15 protein-coding genes are annotated in these 16254 nt (G+C 60.0%); 10 read left to right on the top strand and 5 right to left on the bottom strand.

Going from position 1 to position 16254, the window contains the following annotated elements; all coding sequences use genetic code 11:
- Positions 1-17: 17 nt before the first annotated feature.
- On the top strand, positions 18-920 hold the full coding sequence (locus AC1ROR_RS16035) for an amino acid ABC transporter substrate-binding protein (RefSeq protein WP_498590001.1): 903 nt from the start codon (positions 18-20) through the stop codon (positions 918-920).
- 42 nt (positions 921-962) lie between these two features.
- Here the strand turns inward: AC1ROR_RS16035 and minE are convergent, their stop codons facing one another.
- Genes minE through minC form a run of 3 tightly spaced genes read right to left on the bottom strand, consistent with a single transcriptional unit; the run spans position 963 to position 2804 of the window.
- Positions 963-1223, bottom strand: coding sequence for a cell division topological specificity factor MinE (gene minE / locus AC1ROR_RS16030; protein WP_003500829.1), 261 nt, complete (start codon positions 1221-1223; stop codon positions 963-965).
- Positions 1220-2035, bottom strand: a complete 816-nt coding sequence (minD, locus tag AC1ROR_RS16025; protein ID WP_003510752.1) for a septum site-determining protein MinD — start codon at positions 2033-2035, stop codon at positions 1220-1222. Before minD ends, minE begins: the two co-directional genes overlap by 4 nt.
- 37 nt (positions 2036-2072) lie before the next feature.
- Entirely contained in the window at positions 2073-2804 is a 732-nt protein-coding gene (gene minC, locus AC1ROR_RS16020; RefSeq protein WP_191856052.1) for a septum site-determining protein MinC, read from the bottom strand.
- A gap of 411 nt (positions 2805-3215) precedes the next feature.
- Between minC and AC1ROR_RS16015 the strand changes: the two genes are divergently transcribed.
- The 9 genes from AC1ROR_RS16015 (at position 3216) to aztD (ending at position 13313) form a co-directional block, all read left to right on the top strand.
- Positions 3216-3902: an HAD family hydrolase gene (locus AC1ROR_RS16015; protein ID WP_498590000.1), complete on the top strand. Its 687-nt coding sequence runs from the start codon at positions 3216-3218 to the stop codon at positions 3900-3902.
- 384 nt (positions 3903-4286) lie between these two features.
- Entirely contained in the window at positions 4287-5003 is a 717-nt protein-coding gene (locus AC1ROR_RS16010) for a FadR/GntR family transcriptional regulator (RefSeq protein WP_035220791.1), read from the top strand.
- Positions 5004-5066: 63 nt separating this feature from the next.
- Positions 5067-6041, top strand: coding sequence for a sialic acid TRAP transporter substrate-binding protein SiaP (locus tag AC1ROR_RS16005; protein WP_110760313.1), 975 nt, complete (start codon positions 5067-5069; stop codon positions 6039-6041).
- Positions 6042-6101: 60 nt separating this feature from the next.
- Positions 6102-6674, top strand: coding sequence for a TRAP transporter small permease (locus AC1ROR_RS16000; RefSeq protein WP_020809476.1), 573 nt, complete (start codon positions 6102-6104; stop codon positions 6672-6674).
- Between the two features lie 4 nt (positions 6675-6678).
- Positions 6679-8085: a TRAP transporter large permease gene (locus AC1ROR_RS15995; protein WP_003519850.1), complete on the top strand. Its 1407-nt coding sequence runs from the start codon at positions 6679-6681 to the stop codon at positions 8083-8085.
- A 69-nt stretch (positions 8086-8154) separates the two neighbouring features.
- Entirely contained in the window at positions 8155-9201 is a 1047-nt protein-coding gene (locus AC1ROR_RS15990; RefSeq protein WP_142170475.1) for an L-idonate 5-dehydrogenase, read from the top strand.
- 16 nt (positions 9202-9217) lie between these two features.
- A complete protein-coding gene (gene uxuA, locus AC1ROR_RS15985; protein WP_498589999.1) occupies positions 9218-10426 on the top strand; it encodes a mannonate dehydratase in 1209 nt (402 codons plus the stop codon).
- A 350-nt stretch (positions 10427-10776) separates the two neighbouring features.
- The gene (gene trhO / locus AC1ROR_RS15980; protein ID WP_498589998.1) at positions 10777-11721 is read left to right on the top strand and encodes an oxygen-dependent tRNA uridine(34) hydroxylase TrhO; all 945 of its coding nucleotides are present in this window, start codon (positions 10777-10779) and stop codon (positions 11719-11721) included.
- Between the two features lie 341 nt (positions 11722-12062).
- Positions 12063-13313, top strand: coding sequence for a zinc metallochaperone AztD (aztD, locus tag AC1ROR_RS15975; RefSeq protein ID WP_498589997.1), 1251 nt, complete (start codon positions 12063-12065; stop codon positions 13311-13313).
- Positions 13314-13382: 69 nt separating this feature from the next.
- On the opposite strand, the gene AC1ROR_RS15970 is transcribed toward aztD, so the two are convergent.
- Together AC1ROR_RS15970 and AC1ROR_RS15965 are read right to left on the bottom strand one after the other, a co-directional pair.
- Positions 13383-14381 (bottom strand): TRAP transporter substrate-binding protein, encoded by a 999-nt coding sequence (locus AC1ROR_RS15970; RefSeq protein ID WP_142170483.1) that lies wholly within the window; start codon positions 14379-14381, stop codon positions 13383-13385.
- A 16-nt stretch (positions 14382-14397) separates the two neighbouring features.
- Positions 14398-16230 (bottom strand): TRAP transporter large permease, encoded by a 1833-nt coding sequence (locus tag AC1ROR_RS15965; RefSeq protein ID WP_498589996.1) that lies wholly within the window; start codon positions 16228-16230, stop codon positions 14398-14400.
- Positions 16231-16254 lie beyond the last annotated feature (24 nt).

Here is a 16254-nt window from a genome sequence, read left to right as displayed (position 1 = left end):
TTAGCTGGAGATGCGCGATGCAGAGATCGACATTGTGGCTTGCTCTTGGGGTTTTAAGTCTTCTGCCCGCCACTGCGGCCGGCGAGGATACCCAGCCACCGACACTTGAAACCATTGCAAAAACCGGCACCATCCGACTGGGTTATGCCGACCGCAACGTCCCGTTTTCCTATCTGGGCACCGGCCCGGAGCCGATCGGCTACAGCATCGAGCTTTGCCTGAGGGTGGCCGACTCCATCAAGAAGAAACTGGGCCTGCAGGAATTGAAGATCGATTTCGTCAAACGTACCCCCAGCAACCGCATCATGCTGCTCAACGACGGCACGATCGACATGGAATGCGTGGCGAGCACGAATACGGAAGAAAGACGCAAGGCCGTGTGGTTTTCCTACAGCCATTTCATCACCGGCACTCGTTATGTCGCGCTGAAATCCAGCGGCCTCAACACCGTCGGCGATCTTGCCGGGCGAACCGTGGTGGTGACGACGGGAACCATCAATATCGCCCAGCTCAATGTGCTCAATCGCAAACTGGGGCTGAATATCGCGGTTCTGCAAAATGACAGCACGGAAGGCGGGTTTGAAATGGTGACGGAAAACCGCGCCTCGGCCTTCGTCATGGACGATATTCTCCTGAGATCCTTCGTCGCCGAAACCGGCAGGCCGGAGGATTATTCCATCTCGAACGAATATCTCGCCCCGCCGCAGCCCTATGGCCTGATGCTGCGTCACGGCGATACCGGTTTCCGGGACGCCGTCAACGACGCGTTGGGAAAAATCTACGCAAGTGGCGAAATCGAGAAAATCTACGACAAATGGTTCAACGCGCCGATCCCGCCGAACGGCATGAACCTCAAACGCCCGCTGCCCGGCGATCTGGAAGAAGTGTTTCGAAAGCCGGTCGATACGACGGCTGAATAAATGAAAACGCCGCCCGGTGGGGCGGCGTTTTCGCAGGAAACATCACGCGGCGCGCAGGTCGGCGCTCAAGGGGATTTCGACGTCGATCTCGAGTATCGAGACATGCTCGTCGCGATCCATCTTCACATGCACCCGGTCATTGTCGATCTGGACATGCTTGGCGATGACGGCGAGAATTTCTTCCCTGAGGATAGCGACGAGGTCGGAGCCCGACGACGCCCTCTCGTGAGCCAGCAGCACCTGCAGGCGCTCACGCGCAAGCGGGGCCGACTTCTGTTTGCGGAAGAGACTGAAGATGCTCATGCAGCCCTCCTTGCGAAGATTTTGGAGAAGATACCCCGCTTCTCGCCCGGAATGACCACCGGAATGTCCTCACCGGACAGGCGGCGGGCGGCATCGAAATAGGCCATGGCCGGCGCGCAGCGGGCGTCCGCCAGAGTGACCGGCGCACCGACGTTGGAAGCGCGCAGCACATCCGTGCTTTCGGGAATGATGCCGAGCAGCGGAATGGAGAGAATTTCCAGGACGTCGTCGACCTTCAGCATGTCGCCGCGTTCGGCTCTGGCGGAATCGTAACGCGTCAGAAGCAGGTGCTTTTCCATGCGCTCGCCGCGTTCGGCCTTCAGCGTCTTGGAATCCAGCAGACCAATGATGCGGTCGCTGTCACGCACCGAGGAGACTTCCGGATTGGTGACGACGACGGCCACATCCGCATGGCGCATGGCCAGCGTCGCGCCGCGCTCGATGCCGGCCGGGCTGTCGCAGATCACCCAGTCGAAATGTTTCTTCAACTCGGCAATAACCCATTCGACACCTTCCGGCGTCAGATTGTCCTTGTCGCGCGTCTGCGAGGCAGGCAGCAGGAACAGCGTTTCGAGGCGCTTGTCGCGGATCAGCGCCTGGGTCAGCTTGGCATCGCCCTGGATGACGTTGACGAGATCGTAAACCACCCGGCGTTCAGCACCCATGACGAGATCGAGGTTGCGCAGGCCGACATCGAAATCGACAACCACGACCTTCTGCTTGTTCTGCGCCAGTGCGGCGCCAAGCGCTGCGGTCGAGGTGGTCTTGCCGACCCCGCCCTTGCCGGAAGTAACAACGACTACCTTCCCCATACGGCTCTCCTGTTCCTGTGTTGTCTTCAGTGTTTCTTCAGCCAAGTTTTTCGGCCTTTATCGTATCGTTTTCCAGCCAGAGCTGAACGGGCTGGCCGCGCAGCTTGTCGTCAATATCCTCAGCCACCTTGTAGACGCCGTCGATGGCGAGCAGCTCCGCCTCCAGCTTGCGGCAGAAGATGCGCGCCGAGACATTGCCGAGCGAACCGGCCATCGCACGTCCGCGCAGCGCACCGTAAATATGCACCGAACCGCCCGCGATGATTTCCGCCCCCGAAGCGACCGAACCGATGACGGTCACATCACCTTCAGGAAACATGATCGACTGGCCGGAGCGAACCGGCTCGTTGATGACCAGCGACTGCACGACGGCACGAACTTCGCCGGAAGCACGCGGCTTCTCCTCCGGCAACTCGACGGCGGTGACGGCAACCGGCTCCACCTCGACATCGGAGGCGGGCTTTCCACCCTTCAGCGACGGCGGCATGCCGGGTTCTATCATCGAGGGGCGAACACCCTCGATCCCCATAATGCCGACATTGCGCTCGGTCAGCGCCGCCAGCAACTCCTTCAAGCCCGCCTTGTCGAGCGAGAGCTCCGACACATCCAGGACCACCGGACGCGACAGGAAGAAACCCGCCGAACGCGCGGCAAGATCATCGAGCCTTTCCAGCCATTGATCGACCGGAGCTTCGGGTGACAGGACGACTGCGAGGAAGGAGCGGCCTTTGATACGGATGGAACGCTGGTCTGTTAGCACTTTGGTCATCTTGGTAAACAAATCGTTGACAATTAGGTACCTCGAATATGGTTAACAAATAGTTAACGGAGCCCTTAAAGCGACGGTTTCGTTAAGAAAATTCGATCCTGAAAATTCTCATGCAAAACATTCGGAAATGCTCATTACCCGCTGATTTTGCTTATTTTCATCGCTCGCGAAAACTCATGATAGCGGCCTATCCTTGCTGCAACCTGACCTCCCGCATCGCCGGATAACGCACCGCCTCCCCTGCCCGCCTCACCCGAGTCGACGGCAGTCTGAAGCGTCCGATTCTGGAACAGCCATCAACGCTACAGACCGAAAGATCGTCATTTGACCCTCCGGCGGAAAAGCGATTCCGTTATCTCCGCCAATGCTGTAGACACGAGGGCAACTCCACACGTCCAACGGAAGAATGACATGCACAGCAAAGTCCCGCCGGCCAGCCATATGTTTTCGCGCGAATATGACGCCTTCCTGTTCGACATGGACGGAACGCTGCTCAATTCGATCGCGGTGGTGGAACGTGTCTGGCGCGAATGGGCCGTGGACAATGGCATAGAACCGAACGCCTTCCTGCAACGCATCCACGGCATGCGCGCATCGGAAGTGGTGCGCCGCGAGGCCATTCCCGGCCTCGATATTCAGGAACAAGCGGATATGCTGCTGCAAAAGGAAATGGAGGATGTCGAGGGCATTCTCCAGATTCCGCAGGCGGCGGCCTTTCTTGCGAAATTGCCGGCCGGAAAATGGGCGATCGTCACCTCCGCCGCCCGCGCACTTGCCGAACTGCGTCTGGCGGCAGCAGGCCTCACACCGCCCCCTGTCATGATCTGCGCCGAGGACGTGGTGAACGGCAAACCGGACCCGGAAGGCTACAGGAAGGCCGCGGAAAAGCTCGGCGTCGCGCCTGAAAACTGCGTCGTCTTCGAGGACGCTCCTGCCGGCATTCAGGCGGGTGAAAACATGGGCGCAACGGTGGTGGTGATCAACGCCACCCATTCGCATCCCATCGAAACGCCGCATCATTCGATTGGTGGGTATGGTGAGCTGGATGTCGTCATTGGTGAGAATGGCGCTCTGAGGCTCGCGGGCAATAGAGGTTGAAGAAGGCTGCTTGCGTTTAAGGCCTCGGCACTATTTTCAACCTTACAGCGGTAAGTCAGTCGCTTCAGACTGTCCGGCGCAACCTTTTCCCGTCATTCCCGGCCTTGAGCCGGAATCCAGCCGACGCGGCTCTCGCGCGACGGGAAGAGTCCTTTCAGCCCAAGGACTTGGGCTGGCTGGATCCCGGCTCAAGGCCGGAATGACGGCAGTGGTAAAAGCCCCGGAATAAGACAACGCCCGACCTGCTGAACGGCCTCAAACTCCTCCCCCCATTTTTCCACCACCGGCCGATTGACAGTACCGTACAAATGCGTCCTAATAAAATTGGTAAGACCATCTTACCGCTTGCGCGATCGGGGGAGACTTTCGCGCTGGGAGGACATCATGTTTGTGGCTCTGGAGCCGCGCCGCCTTTACCGGCTGGTCGCGGAGCAAATTCGCTTGCTCATTGAGACGGGGGAGTTGACCGATGGTCAACGCCTGCCGGCGGAACGCGACCTTGCGGAGCGTTTCGGCGTATCCCGCCCGACGGTGCGGGAAGCGCTGATCGTGCTGGAAGTGGAAGGCCATATCCACATCCGCATGGGCTCGGGCGTCTATGTGAACGCTTCGCGCAAGCCGGACAAGGAAAAGCCGGCAATGCCGGACGCCCACGGCCCGTTCGAAATCCTGCAGGCGCGCTGCATCATCGAAAGCGCGATTGCGGAGGAAGCGGCAAGGCTTGCGACACCGGAATGCATCGCCAAGCTCGATGATATCATCGAACGCATGGCCGGCGCGCTCGACAGCTCGCCACAGGCGCTCAATTTCGACCGGGCCTTCCACACCGCCATCGCCGATATCATCGGCAATTCGGCGCTCAATCGCTTTACCGGCCTGATCTATGACGAGCGCAGCCTGTCACCCTTTTTCGAAAAGCTCGCCAGCTATTTCGAAGGACCGCACACCTGGAACCTTGCCGTTCAGGAACACCGCGCAATCCGCGACGCCATTGCCGCCAACGACCCGGAAGGCGCACGCGAGGCGATGCGGCAGCATCTGACGCTGTCGCAAAAGAGATTTTCCGAGAGTTTCGGGGAGGAAACGATCGGGGAAGAGTGACCGTCGCCGCAACCGGCAACGGAAAAAACAGCACATCTGGCTTTAATTCGGGAGGAGTTAAGAATGAAAATCAGATTGTCGACTTTGATGGGCGCCACAGCCGCCATCCTGCTTTCCGCCCTGGCGGCGCAGGCGCAGACCACGCTGAAATGGGCGCATGTCTACGAGACCTCCGAACCGTTCCACACCGATTCGGTCTGGGCGGCGGAAGAGATCGCCAAGCGCACCGATGGCCGTTACAAGGTGGATGTTTTCCCCGCCTCGCAGCTTGGCAAGGAAGCCGATATCAACCAGGGCCTGAAGATCGGCACCGTTGACATCATCATCTCCGGTTCGAGCTTTGCCGCACGTGATTTCAAGCCGATCGGCGTCACCTATTTCCCTTACATCTTCCGCGATCCGAGCCATTTGATCGCCTATACCAAGAGCGATATCTTCAAGCGCCTCGCCAAGGGTTATGAAGACAAGACCGGCAACCACATCGCCGCCGTCAGCTATTACGGCACGCGCCACACCACATCCAACAAGCCGATTGCCGCCTGCGCCGACATGGCGGGCCTGAAGATGCGCGTTCCCGACGTTCCGGCCTATCTGGCCATGCCGCGCGCCTGCGGCGCCAACACCACGCCGATTGCCTTTGCGGAAGTCTATCTGGCGCTGCAGAACGGCACCGTTGATGCGCAGGAAAATCCGCTGACCACCATTGAGGCCAAGAAGTTCTTCGAAGTGCAGAAGAACATCGTCCTGACCGGCCACATCGTCGACCACCTCAACACGGTGATCTCGAAGAACCTCTGGTCGCAGCTCTCCGATGACGACAAGAAAATCTTCACCGAAGTCATGCAGGAAGCCGCCGAGCGGACCACCAAGACCATCGATGAACGCGAGAAAAGCCTCGTCGAAGACTTCAAGAAGCGCGGTCTGACCGTTGCCGAAGTCGACAAGGCCGACTTCGAAAAGAACGTCATCGAAAAAGTGAAGTTCGAGGACTTCGGTTACGACAAGGCCGACTGGGAAGCCATTCGCGCCGTCAAGTGAGCCAAGATCCGGTGCGGCTCCTTTGCCGCACCGCCCTTTCTCTCCAGACGGGATATCTCAATGTCGCAGGAAATCCATACTCAGGTCACGCCTGAGGAACTCGCCCATACGTTCGATGAGGCGCCGCCCGAAGTCGATCTCAAGGTCTATTCATTCGAAGACTGGGTCACGCTCGGCCTCTTCTGGCTGATGACGGGCTGCGTGTTCCTTCAGTTCTTCACCCGTTATGTGCTCAATAACAGCTACGCCTGGACGGAAGAAATCGCCGTCAACTGCCTGATCGGCGTGGTGTTTTTAGGTTCGGTCATGTGCGTGCGCATGTCGCGCCACATTCAGGTGGATGTGCTTTATCATTACGTCCCGCCGCAGGTGGCCCGCGCCATGTCGATCCTCGTCGATGTGCTGCGCATCCTGTTCTTCGCCTACACCTCATGGCTGATGTGGCGTTATCTGGAAATCGTCGCCGATGAGGAGATGGTCACCGTGGCGCTGCCGCGCAACATCGTTTTCTATACGGTTCTGGCCGCTTTTGTTCTGATGTTCTTCCGCTCGGTGCAGGTCTTCATCGCCAATATGCAGCGTGGCTATTCCGTTCTGGAACGGCCCGAAGAATTCCAGAGCGCGGGGGATTGATCAGATGCTACTTCTTATCGGCTCTTTTCTTCTCCTGATGCTGATCGGCCTGCCGGTCGCCATTTCCATGGCCTCGGCCTCGCTGCTCTACATCGTCTTCTACAATGTCGCGCCTGATATCATCGCGGCACAACGCCTGATCGCAGGTGTGGAAAGCTTTCCGCTCCTCGCCGTCCCCTTCTTCATCCTTGCCGGCAACCTGATGAATACGGCAGGTGTGACGGGACGTATCTATTCCTTCGCCGTCGCGCTCGTCGGCTGGATGAAGGGCGGCCTCGCGCAGGTCAACATCATTGGCTCGGTGATCTTTTCCGGCATGTCCGGCACCGCGCTTGCCGATGCGGCCGGTATCGGCACCATCGAGATCAAGGCCATGAAGGATCACGGTTATCCGGTCGAGGCGGCCGTCGGCGTCACCGCCGCCTCCGCGACGCTCGGGCCGATCTTTCCGCCATCGCTGCCTTTCGTCATCTACGGCATGATGGCGAATGTCTCGATTGGCGCGCTGTTCATGGCCGGCATCGTTCCGGGCGTCGTCATGACGCTTCTGATGATGATCACGGTTGCGGTCTTCGCCTATATCAAGGGCTGGGGCTCCGACACGCCGTTCAGCCTCAGAACCATCTTCGGCGCATCGATAGAAGTCTTCGTGGTGATGATGGTGCCGCTCGGCATCTATATCCTCACGGCGTTCGGTCTGTCGCTCAACCTGTCGATACTGATCGTGCTGGTCATACTGCTCGCCTGCGACTGGTATTTCGACTTCTCCGCCGTGATGGCGCTGATGACGCCTGTCATCCTGATCGGCGGCATGACCATGGGCTGGTTCACACCAACGGAAGCCGCCGTTGCAGCCGTCCTCTGGTCGCTGTTCCTCGGGCTTGTCCGTTACCGGACGATGACCTTCAAGACGCTGGCAAAATCGACCTTCGATACGATAGAGACGACCGCTTCGGTGCTCTTCATCGTCGCGGCGGCATCGGTCTTCGCATGGCTGCTCACGGTCAGCCAGGCGGCACAGCTTCTGTCGGCGGCGATCCTGACGATCACCGACAGCAAGTGGATTTTCCTCGTGCTGGTCAACCTCCTGATGCTGTTCGTCGGCTGCTTCCTCGATACGATTGCGGCCATCACCATCCTCGTGCCGATCCTGCTGCCGCTGGTGCTGCAGTTCAATATCGATCCGGTGCATTTCGGTCTCATCATCACGCTCAACCTGATGATAGGGCTGCTGCATCCGCCGCTCGGCATGGTGCTGTTCGTGCTCTCGCGCGTGGCGAAACTCTCCGTCGAGCGCACCACAATCGCCATTCTGCCGTGGCTGGTGCCGCTGTTCGTGGCGCTGCTGCTGATCACCTTCATTCCGGCCATCACTTTGTGGCTGCCGACCGAAATGGGCCTGATCCGCTGATGAAACGTCATCGCCCGCGCGGTTTCCCGCGCGGGCCTCTTCATTCCATACACATATGAGGGCATCGTCATGCAGACACGCGTGGCACGTCTATACGGCCAGAAGGACATTCGCGTCGAAACGCAGGACCTTCCCGCACCGGGACCCGGCGAAGTGCTGCTCGCCATGGCAGCGGGCGGCATCTGCGGCTCCGATCTGCATTATTATCAGGATGGCGGCTTCGGCCCGGTCCGGGTGCGAGAGCCGATCATCTGCGGGCATGAGGCATCCGGCCATGTGCGGGCGCTGGGAGACGGCGTCAGCGGCCTTGCCATCGGCCAGCTCGTCGCCGTCAATCCGTCCCAGCCCTGCGGCCATTGCCATTTCTGCCTGAAGGGCCAGCCGATCCATTGCCTTGAAATGCGCTTCATGGGCAGCGCCATGCGCCTGCCGCATGAACAGGGCATGTTCCGCGACCGGCTGGTGGTTCCCGCCAAACAATGCGCGACATTTTCAGAGGATACCTCACCGGCTGAAGCCGCCTGCACCGAGCCGCTCGCGGTGTGCCTGCATGCCGTGGCCCAGGCCGGCGATCTGGCAGGTGCAAAGGTGCTGGTGACCGGCGCGGGGCCCATCGGCCTCCTGACCATCGCCGCCGCCCGCCACGCCGGGGCAAGCATCATCATTGCCACCGACCTGACGGATGCCGCACTTGAACGCGCTCCCGCCATGGGTGCCGACCGCACGATCAACGTCGCGAAAGACGCCGAGGCGCTTTTGCCCTATCAGGACAATAAGGGTTATTTCGACGTCATTTTTGATTGCTCCGCAGCCGGTCCGGCACTTCGCACCGCCTTTGCCTGTGTCCGCCCGCGCGGCACCATCGTACAGGTCGGCGTCACCGGTGACATCACCATTCCGCTCAACGCGCTGGTGGGCAAGGAAATCCTCTGGCGCGGCTCACAACGCTTTCATGAGGAATTCGCCGTCGCCGCCGGGCTCATCTCCACCCGCAGGATCGATGTCCGGCCGATCATTTCCCACAGCTTCCCGCTCGGCGAGGCGAAAGCGGCCTTCGAACAGGCCGGAGACCGCTCCGCCGCCTGCAAGGTGCAGCTGACATTTTCCGCAGACTGATATTTGAGGATTTAAGATGAGACATACATGGCGCTGGTTCGGCCCGGTCGACAAGGTCACGGTTCAGGATGCGGCTCAGGCGGGCGCGGAAGGCATCGTCAGCGCGTTGCACCACATCGCCACCGGCGATGTCTGGCCAGTGGATGAAATCACCAAACGGCATGAGGCGATCAAGGCCGGCGGTCTTTATTGGGACGTGGTGGAAAGCGTGCCGGTCTCCGAGGATATCAAGACCCAGACCGGCGACTGGAAAAGCCATATAACCAACTGGCAGGAAACGCTGCGCCGCCTCTCCGCCTCCGGCATCCGCACCGTCTGCTATAATTTCATGCCCGTGCTGGACTGGACCCGCACCGACCTGCGCTGGGAAACAAGGCACGGCGCAAAGGCGATGCGTTTTGATCTTCCCGATTTCGCCGCCTTCGACATCCACATTCTGAAACGCCCCGACGCAAAGGCCGATTATCCAGACTGGCTGCTGGAGGAAGCGGCAAAACGTTTCGCCGAGATGCCGGACACGAAGATCGCAGCACTCGGGCGCAATATCGGCGCGGGCCTGCCCGGCTCGGCGGATGGTTATACACTCGCCCAGCTTCTCGAAAAACTGCGCTCCTATCACGGCATCAACCGCGAAAGGCTACAGCAGAACCTGATCGATTTTCTATCGGAGGTGACGCCGGTTGCCGAAGAGGTGGGTATCAACATCTGCGCCCATGGCGACGACCCGCCATGGCCGCTGCTCGGCCTGCCGCGTATTCTCTCCACCGAAGCGGACTACGCCCATATGCTCTCAAAGGTCGACAGCCGCGCCAATGGCGTGACACTCTGCACCGGCTCCCTCGGCGCGCGGGCGGATAACGACCTGCCCTTCATCGCCAGCCGTTTTGCCGATCGCATCCATTTCGTGCATCTGCGCAACGTGACGCGCGACACGGACACCGTCCCCTGCTCCTTCTTCGAAGACGAGCACCTCGAAGGCGGAACCGATATGGTCGCCGTCATCGCCGCACTCCTCACCGAAGAAGCGCGCCGCCGGGCGGAGGGTCGTGAAGATCACACCATTCCGATGCGGCCCGATCACGGCCAGGAAATCCTCGATGACCTGACACGCGGGGCCCAGCCCGGCTATCCCGCCATCGGCCGGCTGAAAGGGCTGGCAGAGCTGCGCGGCATCGAGCGCACCCTGTCGCACGGACGTTTCGGGCTGGCTAAGGGTGAGCGCTGAGCGAACCTTTATTCCTGCATGACAAGGATTTATTGTGCCGGTGCACATAGTGATCTGTCATCCGACCTTGAGTCTACATCCAGGCTGCCCAAGTCGTTGAACTGAAAAGAGTCATCTCGACGCGCGGACGCGCGTCGGCTGATAGGATCGCTGAAGACGTATGCCTCACGATACTCAAATGGTGGCAAGCCACGCGTTAATGGCAACGGTGGTATGAGAATCCTGACAGTTTTTGTGTTGCAACGAAATATATAGGAAACCTCAAAAGCCAAGAATTTGACGATTTTCAAAATACCCGGACCCGCTGATAAATATTGCTTTGCGGCCGCCGTCGCTGTATTTCAGCGCCCATGACCGACACCACCATTCTCCCCCGCCCGGAAGTCACTGGCGATTTCCTTGTGGCCGCGCTTTATCATTTCGCCCGCCTGCCGCGGTTCGAAAGCATGCGCGAGCCGTTGTTCGAGCTCTGCCAGAACAATGGCGTCAAGGGCACGCTGCTGCTTGCCGCCGAAGGTATCAACGGCACCATTGCCGGGACGGATGCGGGCATTCACGCCGTGCTCTCCTTCCTGCGCGCCCAGCCGGAATTTGCCGCGCTGGAGCACAAGGAAAGCCGGGCGTCGCACATGCCTTTCGTGCGCATGAAGGTGAAGCTCAAGAAAGAGATCGTCACCATGGGCGTGCCGGATATCGATCCGAACCGCATCGTCGGCACCTATGTCGACCCGCGCGACTGGAACGAGCTGATCTCCGATCCGGATACGATCGTCATCGACACCCGCAACGATTACGAGACCGCCATCGGCCTCTTCAAGGGTGCGGTCGATCCGCAGACGAAAACATTCCGCGAATTTCCCGACTGGGTGAAGAACAATCCGGGCCTGCATAACAAGCCGAAGATCGCCATGTATTGCACCGGCGGCATTCGCTGCGAAAAGGCCACTGCCTTCATGAAGGAACAGGGTTTCGACGAGGTCTATCACCTCAAGGGAGGCATCCTCAAATATCTGGAGGAAGTCCCGGAAGAAGAAAGCCTCTGGGAAGGCGCCTGCTTTGTGTTCGACGAGCGCGTCTCGGTCGTTCACGGGCTTGCAGAAGGCGACCATAAGCTCTGCCACGCCTGCCGCAACCCCATCACCCCGGAAGTACGGCAATCGCCGCTGTTCGAGGAAGGCGTTTCCTGCCCAAGCTGTTATGACGACCGCACCGAGGAGGACCGCCAGCGGTTCCGTGACCGGCAGCAACAGATCGAACTGGCAAAGAAGCGCGGCGAACGGCATCTGGGACGGTAAAACGGGCCGGCAGCCGATTTGGCTGGATAGGCTTTACCGGAGACCCCTCCCTCATCCTTGAGGGGTACGAGACTATATTTGATTTCAGTGGGTTGCGTATCCTTGGGGTCAATCCCGGGGATAGTGTCGCGTTTGCGGCCCGGGGCCGATGTTTCAACTCTCATTTGCGTCGCTAACCGCACCTCTGCGGATTTTCAGAACTAAAGGCGACCACATCGGTTGACATGGACCCAGCCGGTAATGCTAATACGTTTACGTAACGTAATAACATTACAATCGTTCTCATAGGGCAGACATCGGCCCTGATCTGTATGGGGATGACAACGTCTGGAAGGAACACCATGAGATTCTCCCTTCACCAGCAACTTGGCATAAGCGCGCTCGCCACATGCCTGGCACTCGCCACCTCCCTATCCTCCGGCACGGTGCAGGCGGAAGAAAGCAAGGACGGCGTCAAGGAATGGCGGCTTTTCGTCGCCGATCATAGCGAACCGGTCGTGCGGGCCATCGATTTCGAAACCGGCAAGGAACTTGGACGCTACGATCTGAAAGGATATGCGGCGCTGACGGCCAGCGCCTCGGGCAAGACGGTTTTCGCCACCCAGTCGGATGCCGACATGGTGCATGTGATCAAGACCGGCATCGTCTTTTCCGATCACGGTGAGCATCGCGATCTGGATGTGGAAGATGCGGCGCTGCTACCCGTCACTTTCGAGGGCAAGCGCCCCTTCCACGTCGTGCCGCACGATGACCATGCCATTCTTTTTTATGACCGTGGCGGCAAGGCGGAGATCATCGATGAAGCAGCCCTGCTGGACGGCAAGGCAAAGGTCCGTACCGTCGATACGACCGCTCCGCATCATGGAGTTGCGGTGACGATGGGCCGTTACGTTCTGGTGTCGGTGCCCAATACCAAAATCGAAACGAAACCCGATACGCTGCCGCCACGCATTGGGCTACGTGTTCTCGACAGGGAGGGCAAGCAGGTGGGCGAGCAGGCGGCATGCACCGATCTGCATGGCGAGGCGACATCCGCACGACTTGCGGCCTTCGGCTGCAAGGAAGGCATTCTTGTTGCCCGCCCCGGCGGCACGGATGGCCCGAAGCTCGAAATGCTGGCTTATCCGGAAGATTTCCCGAAAGCCTATACCGGCACGTTGCTTGGCGGCAAATCCATGCAGTTCTTCCTTGGAAACTACGGTGAAGACAAGGTCGTCCTCATTGATCCGGACAGCAAGGACGCCTTCCGTCTGGTGGAACTGCCGACCCGGCGCGTCGATTTCATTCTCGATCCCGTCAATCCGCGCAATGCCTATATCCTGACGGAAGACGGTGACCTGCATGTGCTTGACGTGCTGGAAGGCGCCATCACCCGCAAGGCGAAAGTCACCGAACCCTACAGCAAGGATGGCCATTGGCGCGATCCGCGCCCGCGTCTCGCGGTTGCCGATGGGCAGGTCGCAATTTCCGATCCGCGCCATTCGCTGGTCCGCGTGGTGGACGCGGAAAGCCTGAAGGAAACCCGCACGGTTGCGGTGGAGGGCCAGCCCTATTCCATCGTCGCCATCGGCGGCTCCGGCGCTTCGCACTGATACCGAACAAAAGAAACCCCGCGCGCCCGAAGGACGCACGGGGTTTCCTGATTTCGATGGGCCGTACTATCAGGCCGACTGCACAGCCTGTATCTTCTCGATGCCGCCAACAATGCCGGAGAAATCCTGCCAGACGCCCTGCGCGCCCTTGCGCCATTCGTCCAGTGCTTCCGGCTGCAGCACCTTGCCGCCCTTCGAAAGCGCAAGCTCGACGGACTTTACTTCGTCCTCGACGATCAGCTGGTTGAAATATTGCGCACCTTCGCTGGAAGCTTCCGAAAGAACCTTCTTTTCTTCGTCGTCCAGTTGGTTCCAGAAGGTCGCACCGTAATAGACGACGCCTGAAGCCCAGATATGGCCGGTTTCCGTTAGGTAGGGCACGACCTCGTAAAGCTTGAAGCCGGCATAGGCGGATTTGGTGAGATCCATGGCATCGGCCACGCCGGTTGCCAGCGCATTGTAGGTCTCGGTAATCGGGATACCGACCGGCGTGGTGCCGAAGGCGCTCCACAGCTTGGTGTGCAGCGGGCTCTGGATGACGCGGATCTTCTTGCCTTCCAGCTGCTCCGGCCGGGTTACCGGCTCCTTGGTCAGAAGATGGCGAGCGCCGTAATTGATGAAATCTGCGGCGATGAATTGCTGGGCGGCGAGCTTCGTCTTCAGATCAGTGCCAGTCTCGCCCGTCACCACCTTGCGCACATGGTCGGCATCGCGGAACAGGAAGGGCAGATCGAGGATCTGCAGTTCCGGCACCCAGCCGGAGAGCGAAGAGACTGTCGAAAGGCTCGCCTGAACCGATCCCAGGCGGATATTTTCCGCCACTTCCTTTTCACCGCCCAGCGCACCGCTCTTGACGATGTTGAAACGGAAACGGCCGGGCAGCTTCGCCTCCACCAGCTCGCTGATCTTCACCCAGATTTTCGTCTCCGGCTTGTCGTCGGCGAAAAGCGACGCGACGGTGAGGTTGCGGGTTCTGGCATTGGCGGTGCGAATGAAGGCGGGTGCGGCAAGTGCGGCAGCGCCCGCGGCAGACAGTTTCAGGAGATTGCGGCGATCGATAATAGTCATGAATGAAACCCCGAATTTAGAAGAGAATGGCCCAGGCGCACAGAATGGCGAGGGAAACGAGAAGAGAGACGAGATAGGGAACGACAGCGCGGAAAAGTGCTGTCGCCGGAATGCGAGTGACGCCGCTGACCACGAAGATCAGCATGCCGAGCGGCGGTGTCAGGCCATGGATCATCAGATTGACCACGAGGATGACGCCGAAATGGATCGGATCGATGCCGGCGGCCACGGCGGCGGGCAGCAGGATCGGCCCGAACAGCAGGATGGCAGCACCAATATCCAGCACCAGTCCCACCACGAGCAGGATAAGGTTGGAGAGCAGCAGCACCGCGATCTTGCTGCCGCCAAGCAAAGTTACGAAGTCAGTGACGAGGCCGGAGACATTATCGACCGCCAGCAGGAAGGCGAAAGGCCCGGCCGTACCGATCAGAAGGCCAATGGCCGCCGCCTCACCGGCCGATTGCCGGAAAGTCGCGAAAATGCGCCCTGCCCCCAGCCGGTAACCGAAGCCCAGAAGCAGCGTGTAAAGCGCCGCAAGTGCTGCCGCTTCCGTGGTGGTGACGATGCCGATGCGGATGCCGACCACCACGATGACGCCAAGACCGAAGGCCGGTATGGCGGCGATGGCCGAGCGCCAGCGCTCCGCACCCGTGGCGCGCGGCAAGGTATCGACGCTGCGCACGCTGAGATGGATCGCCACCGCAAGGCAGACCGCCATCAGCCCACCGGCAAAGAAACCGCCGACCAGCAGCGAGCCGACCGACAGGTTGGTGGCCGTCGCAAGGATCAGGAATGCGATGGAAGGCGGAATGACATTGTCCAGCACGGAGGTGGCCGCAATGATCGCGCCCGCCTGCGCCGGCGGATAGCCATGTTTCACCAGTTCCGGCTGGAAGGTGGAGGCCCCGAAGGCGGCATTGGCGACCGATGAGCCGGATGCGCCGGAAAACAGCACGCTGGTAAGAAGCGTCGTCTGCGCCAGACCTGCCCGCCGGTGCCCGACCATGGAGGCAGCAAAACGGACCAGCTGGTTGGCGACGCCCGATTCCGTCAGCAGGCTTCCGGCCAGCAGAAAGAAGGGAATGGCGAGCAACAGGAATTTCGACATGCCGGTCACGGTTGACGAAACGATGGCCGGTTCCGGCAAGGTGCTGCCGAAGGCGATCGCCACATAGGCGGCGGCAAGGAAGGCATGGGCAAGCGGTGCGGCGAGCACCAGCCCCACCGCCGCCGTCAGCGCCAGAAACAGGCTCGGCGGCAGGCTCGTATCGACGAAAACTTCCGGCAGGCCGACGTAAGCCACAATAGCGATGGCGAGAGATGCGAGAACGGCAAACAGCTTGCCTTCACTGACACGCTGAAGTGCCAGATAAAGAAGGATAAGCGCGCCGCCTGCACCGAGAAAGCCGAAACGCACCCATTCCGGCAGGCCAAGCGTCGGGGACGTGCCGCCGAGCATCGCCGCGATCTCTACCCCGCCGAAGGCGAGGATGAGTGCGGCGACGAAGGAGAAGGCATCGGCCAGAACTTCGGTTACCGCGTGAAATCGCTCAGGCAAAAACCGCACAAAAACGTCGAGCCGCATGGCGAGAGCGCTTTTGAGGCTGAGCGGCGCACCGACCGCGATCATGGCCACATGCAGCCAGATGCCGAGGTCTTCCGCGCCGATAAAGCCGGTATGGAACAGATAACGCAGGGTGACGTTGACCAGCACCACCACGAGAAGCGTTGCAAGGATCGCGGCGGCGACTGCGCCGAGCGCCTTGTCGAGAATGGCAAGCGCCCGCTCCGCTGCGAGCTGCGGGCCGATGCGCCGTTGCGCGATTGTTGTTGCCGGACTTGCCGTCATGTCTTGTCTCTCCACTCCCACACC

It is taken from the genome of Agrobacterium sp. GW821-FHT14E08, from assembly GCF_058803865.1.
Note: the sequence above shows the minus strand (reverse complement) of the source record. Positions and strands in the feature narration are given on the sequence as shown.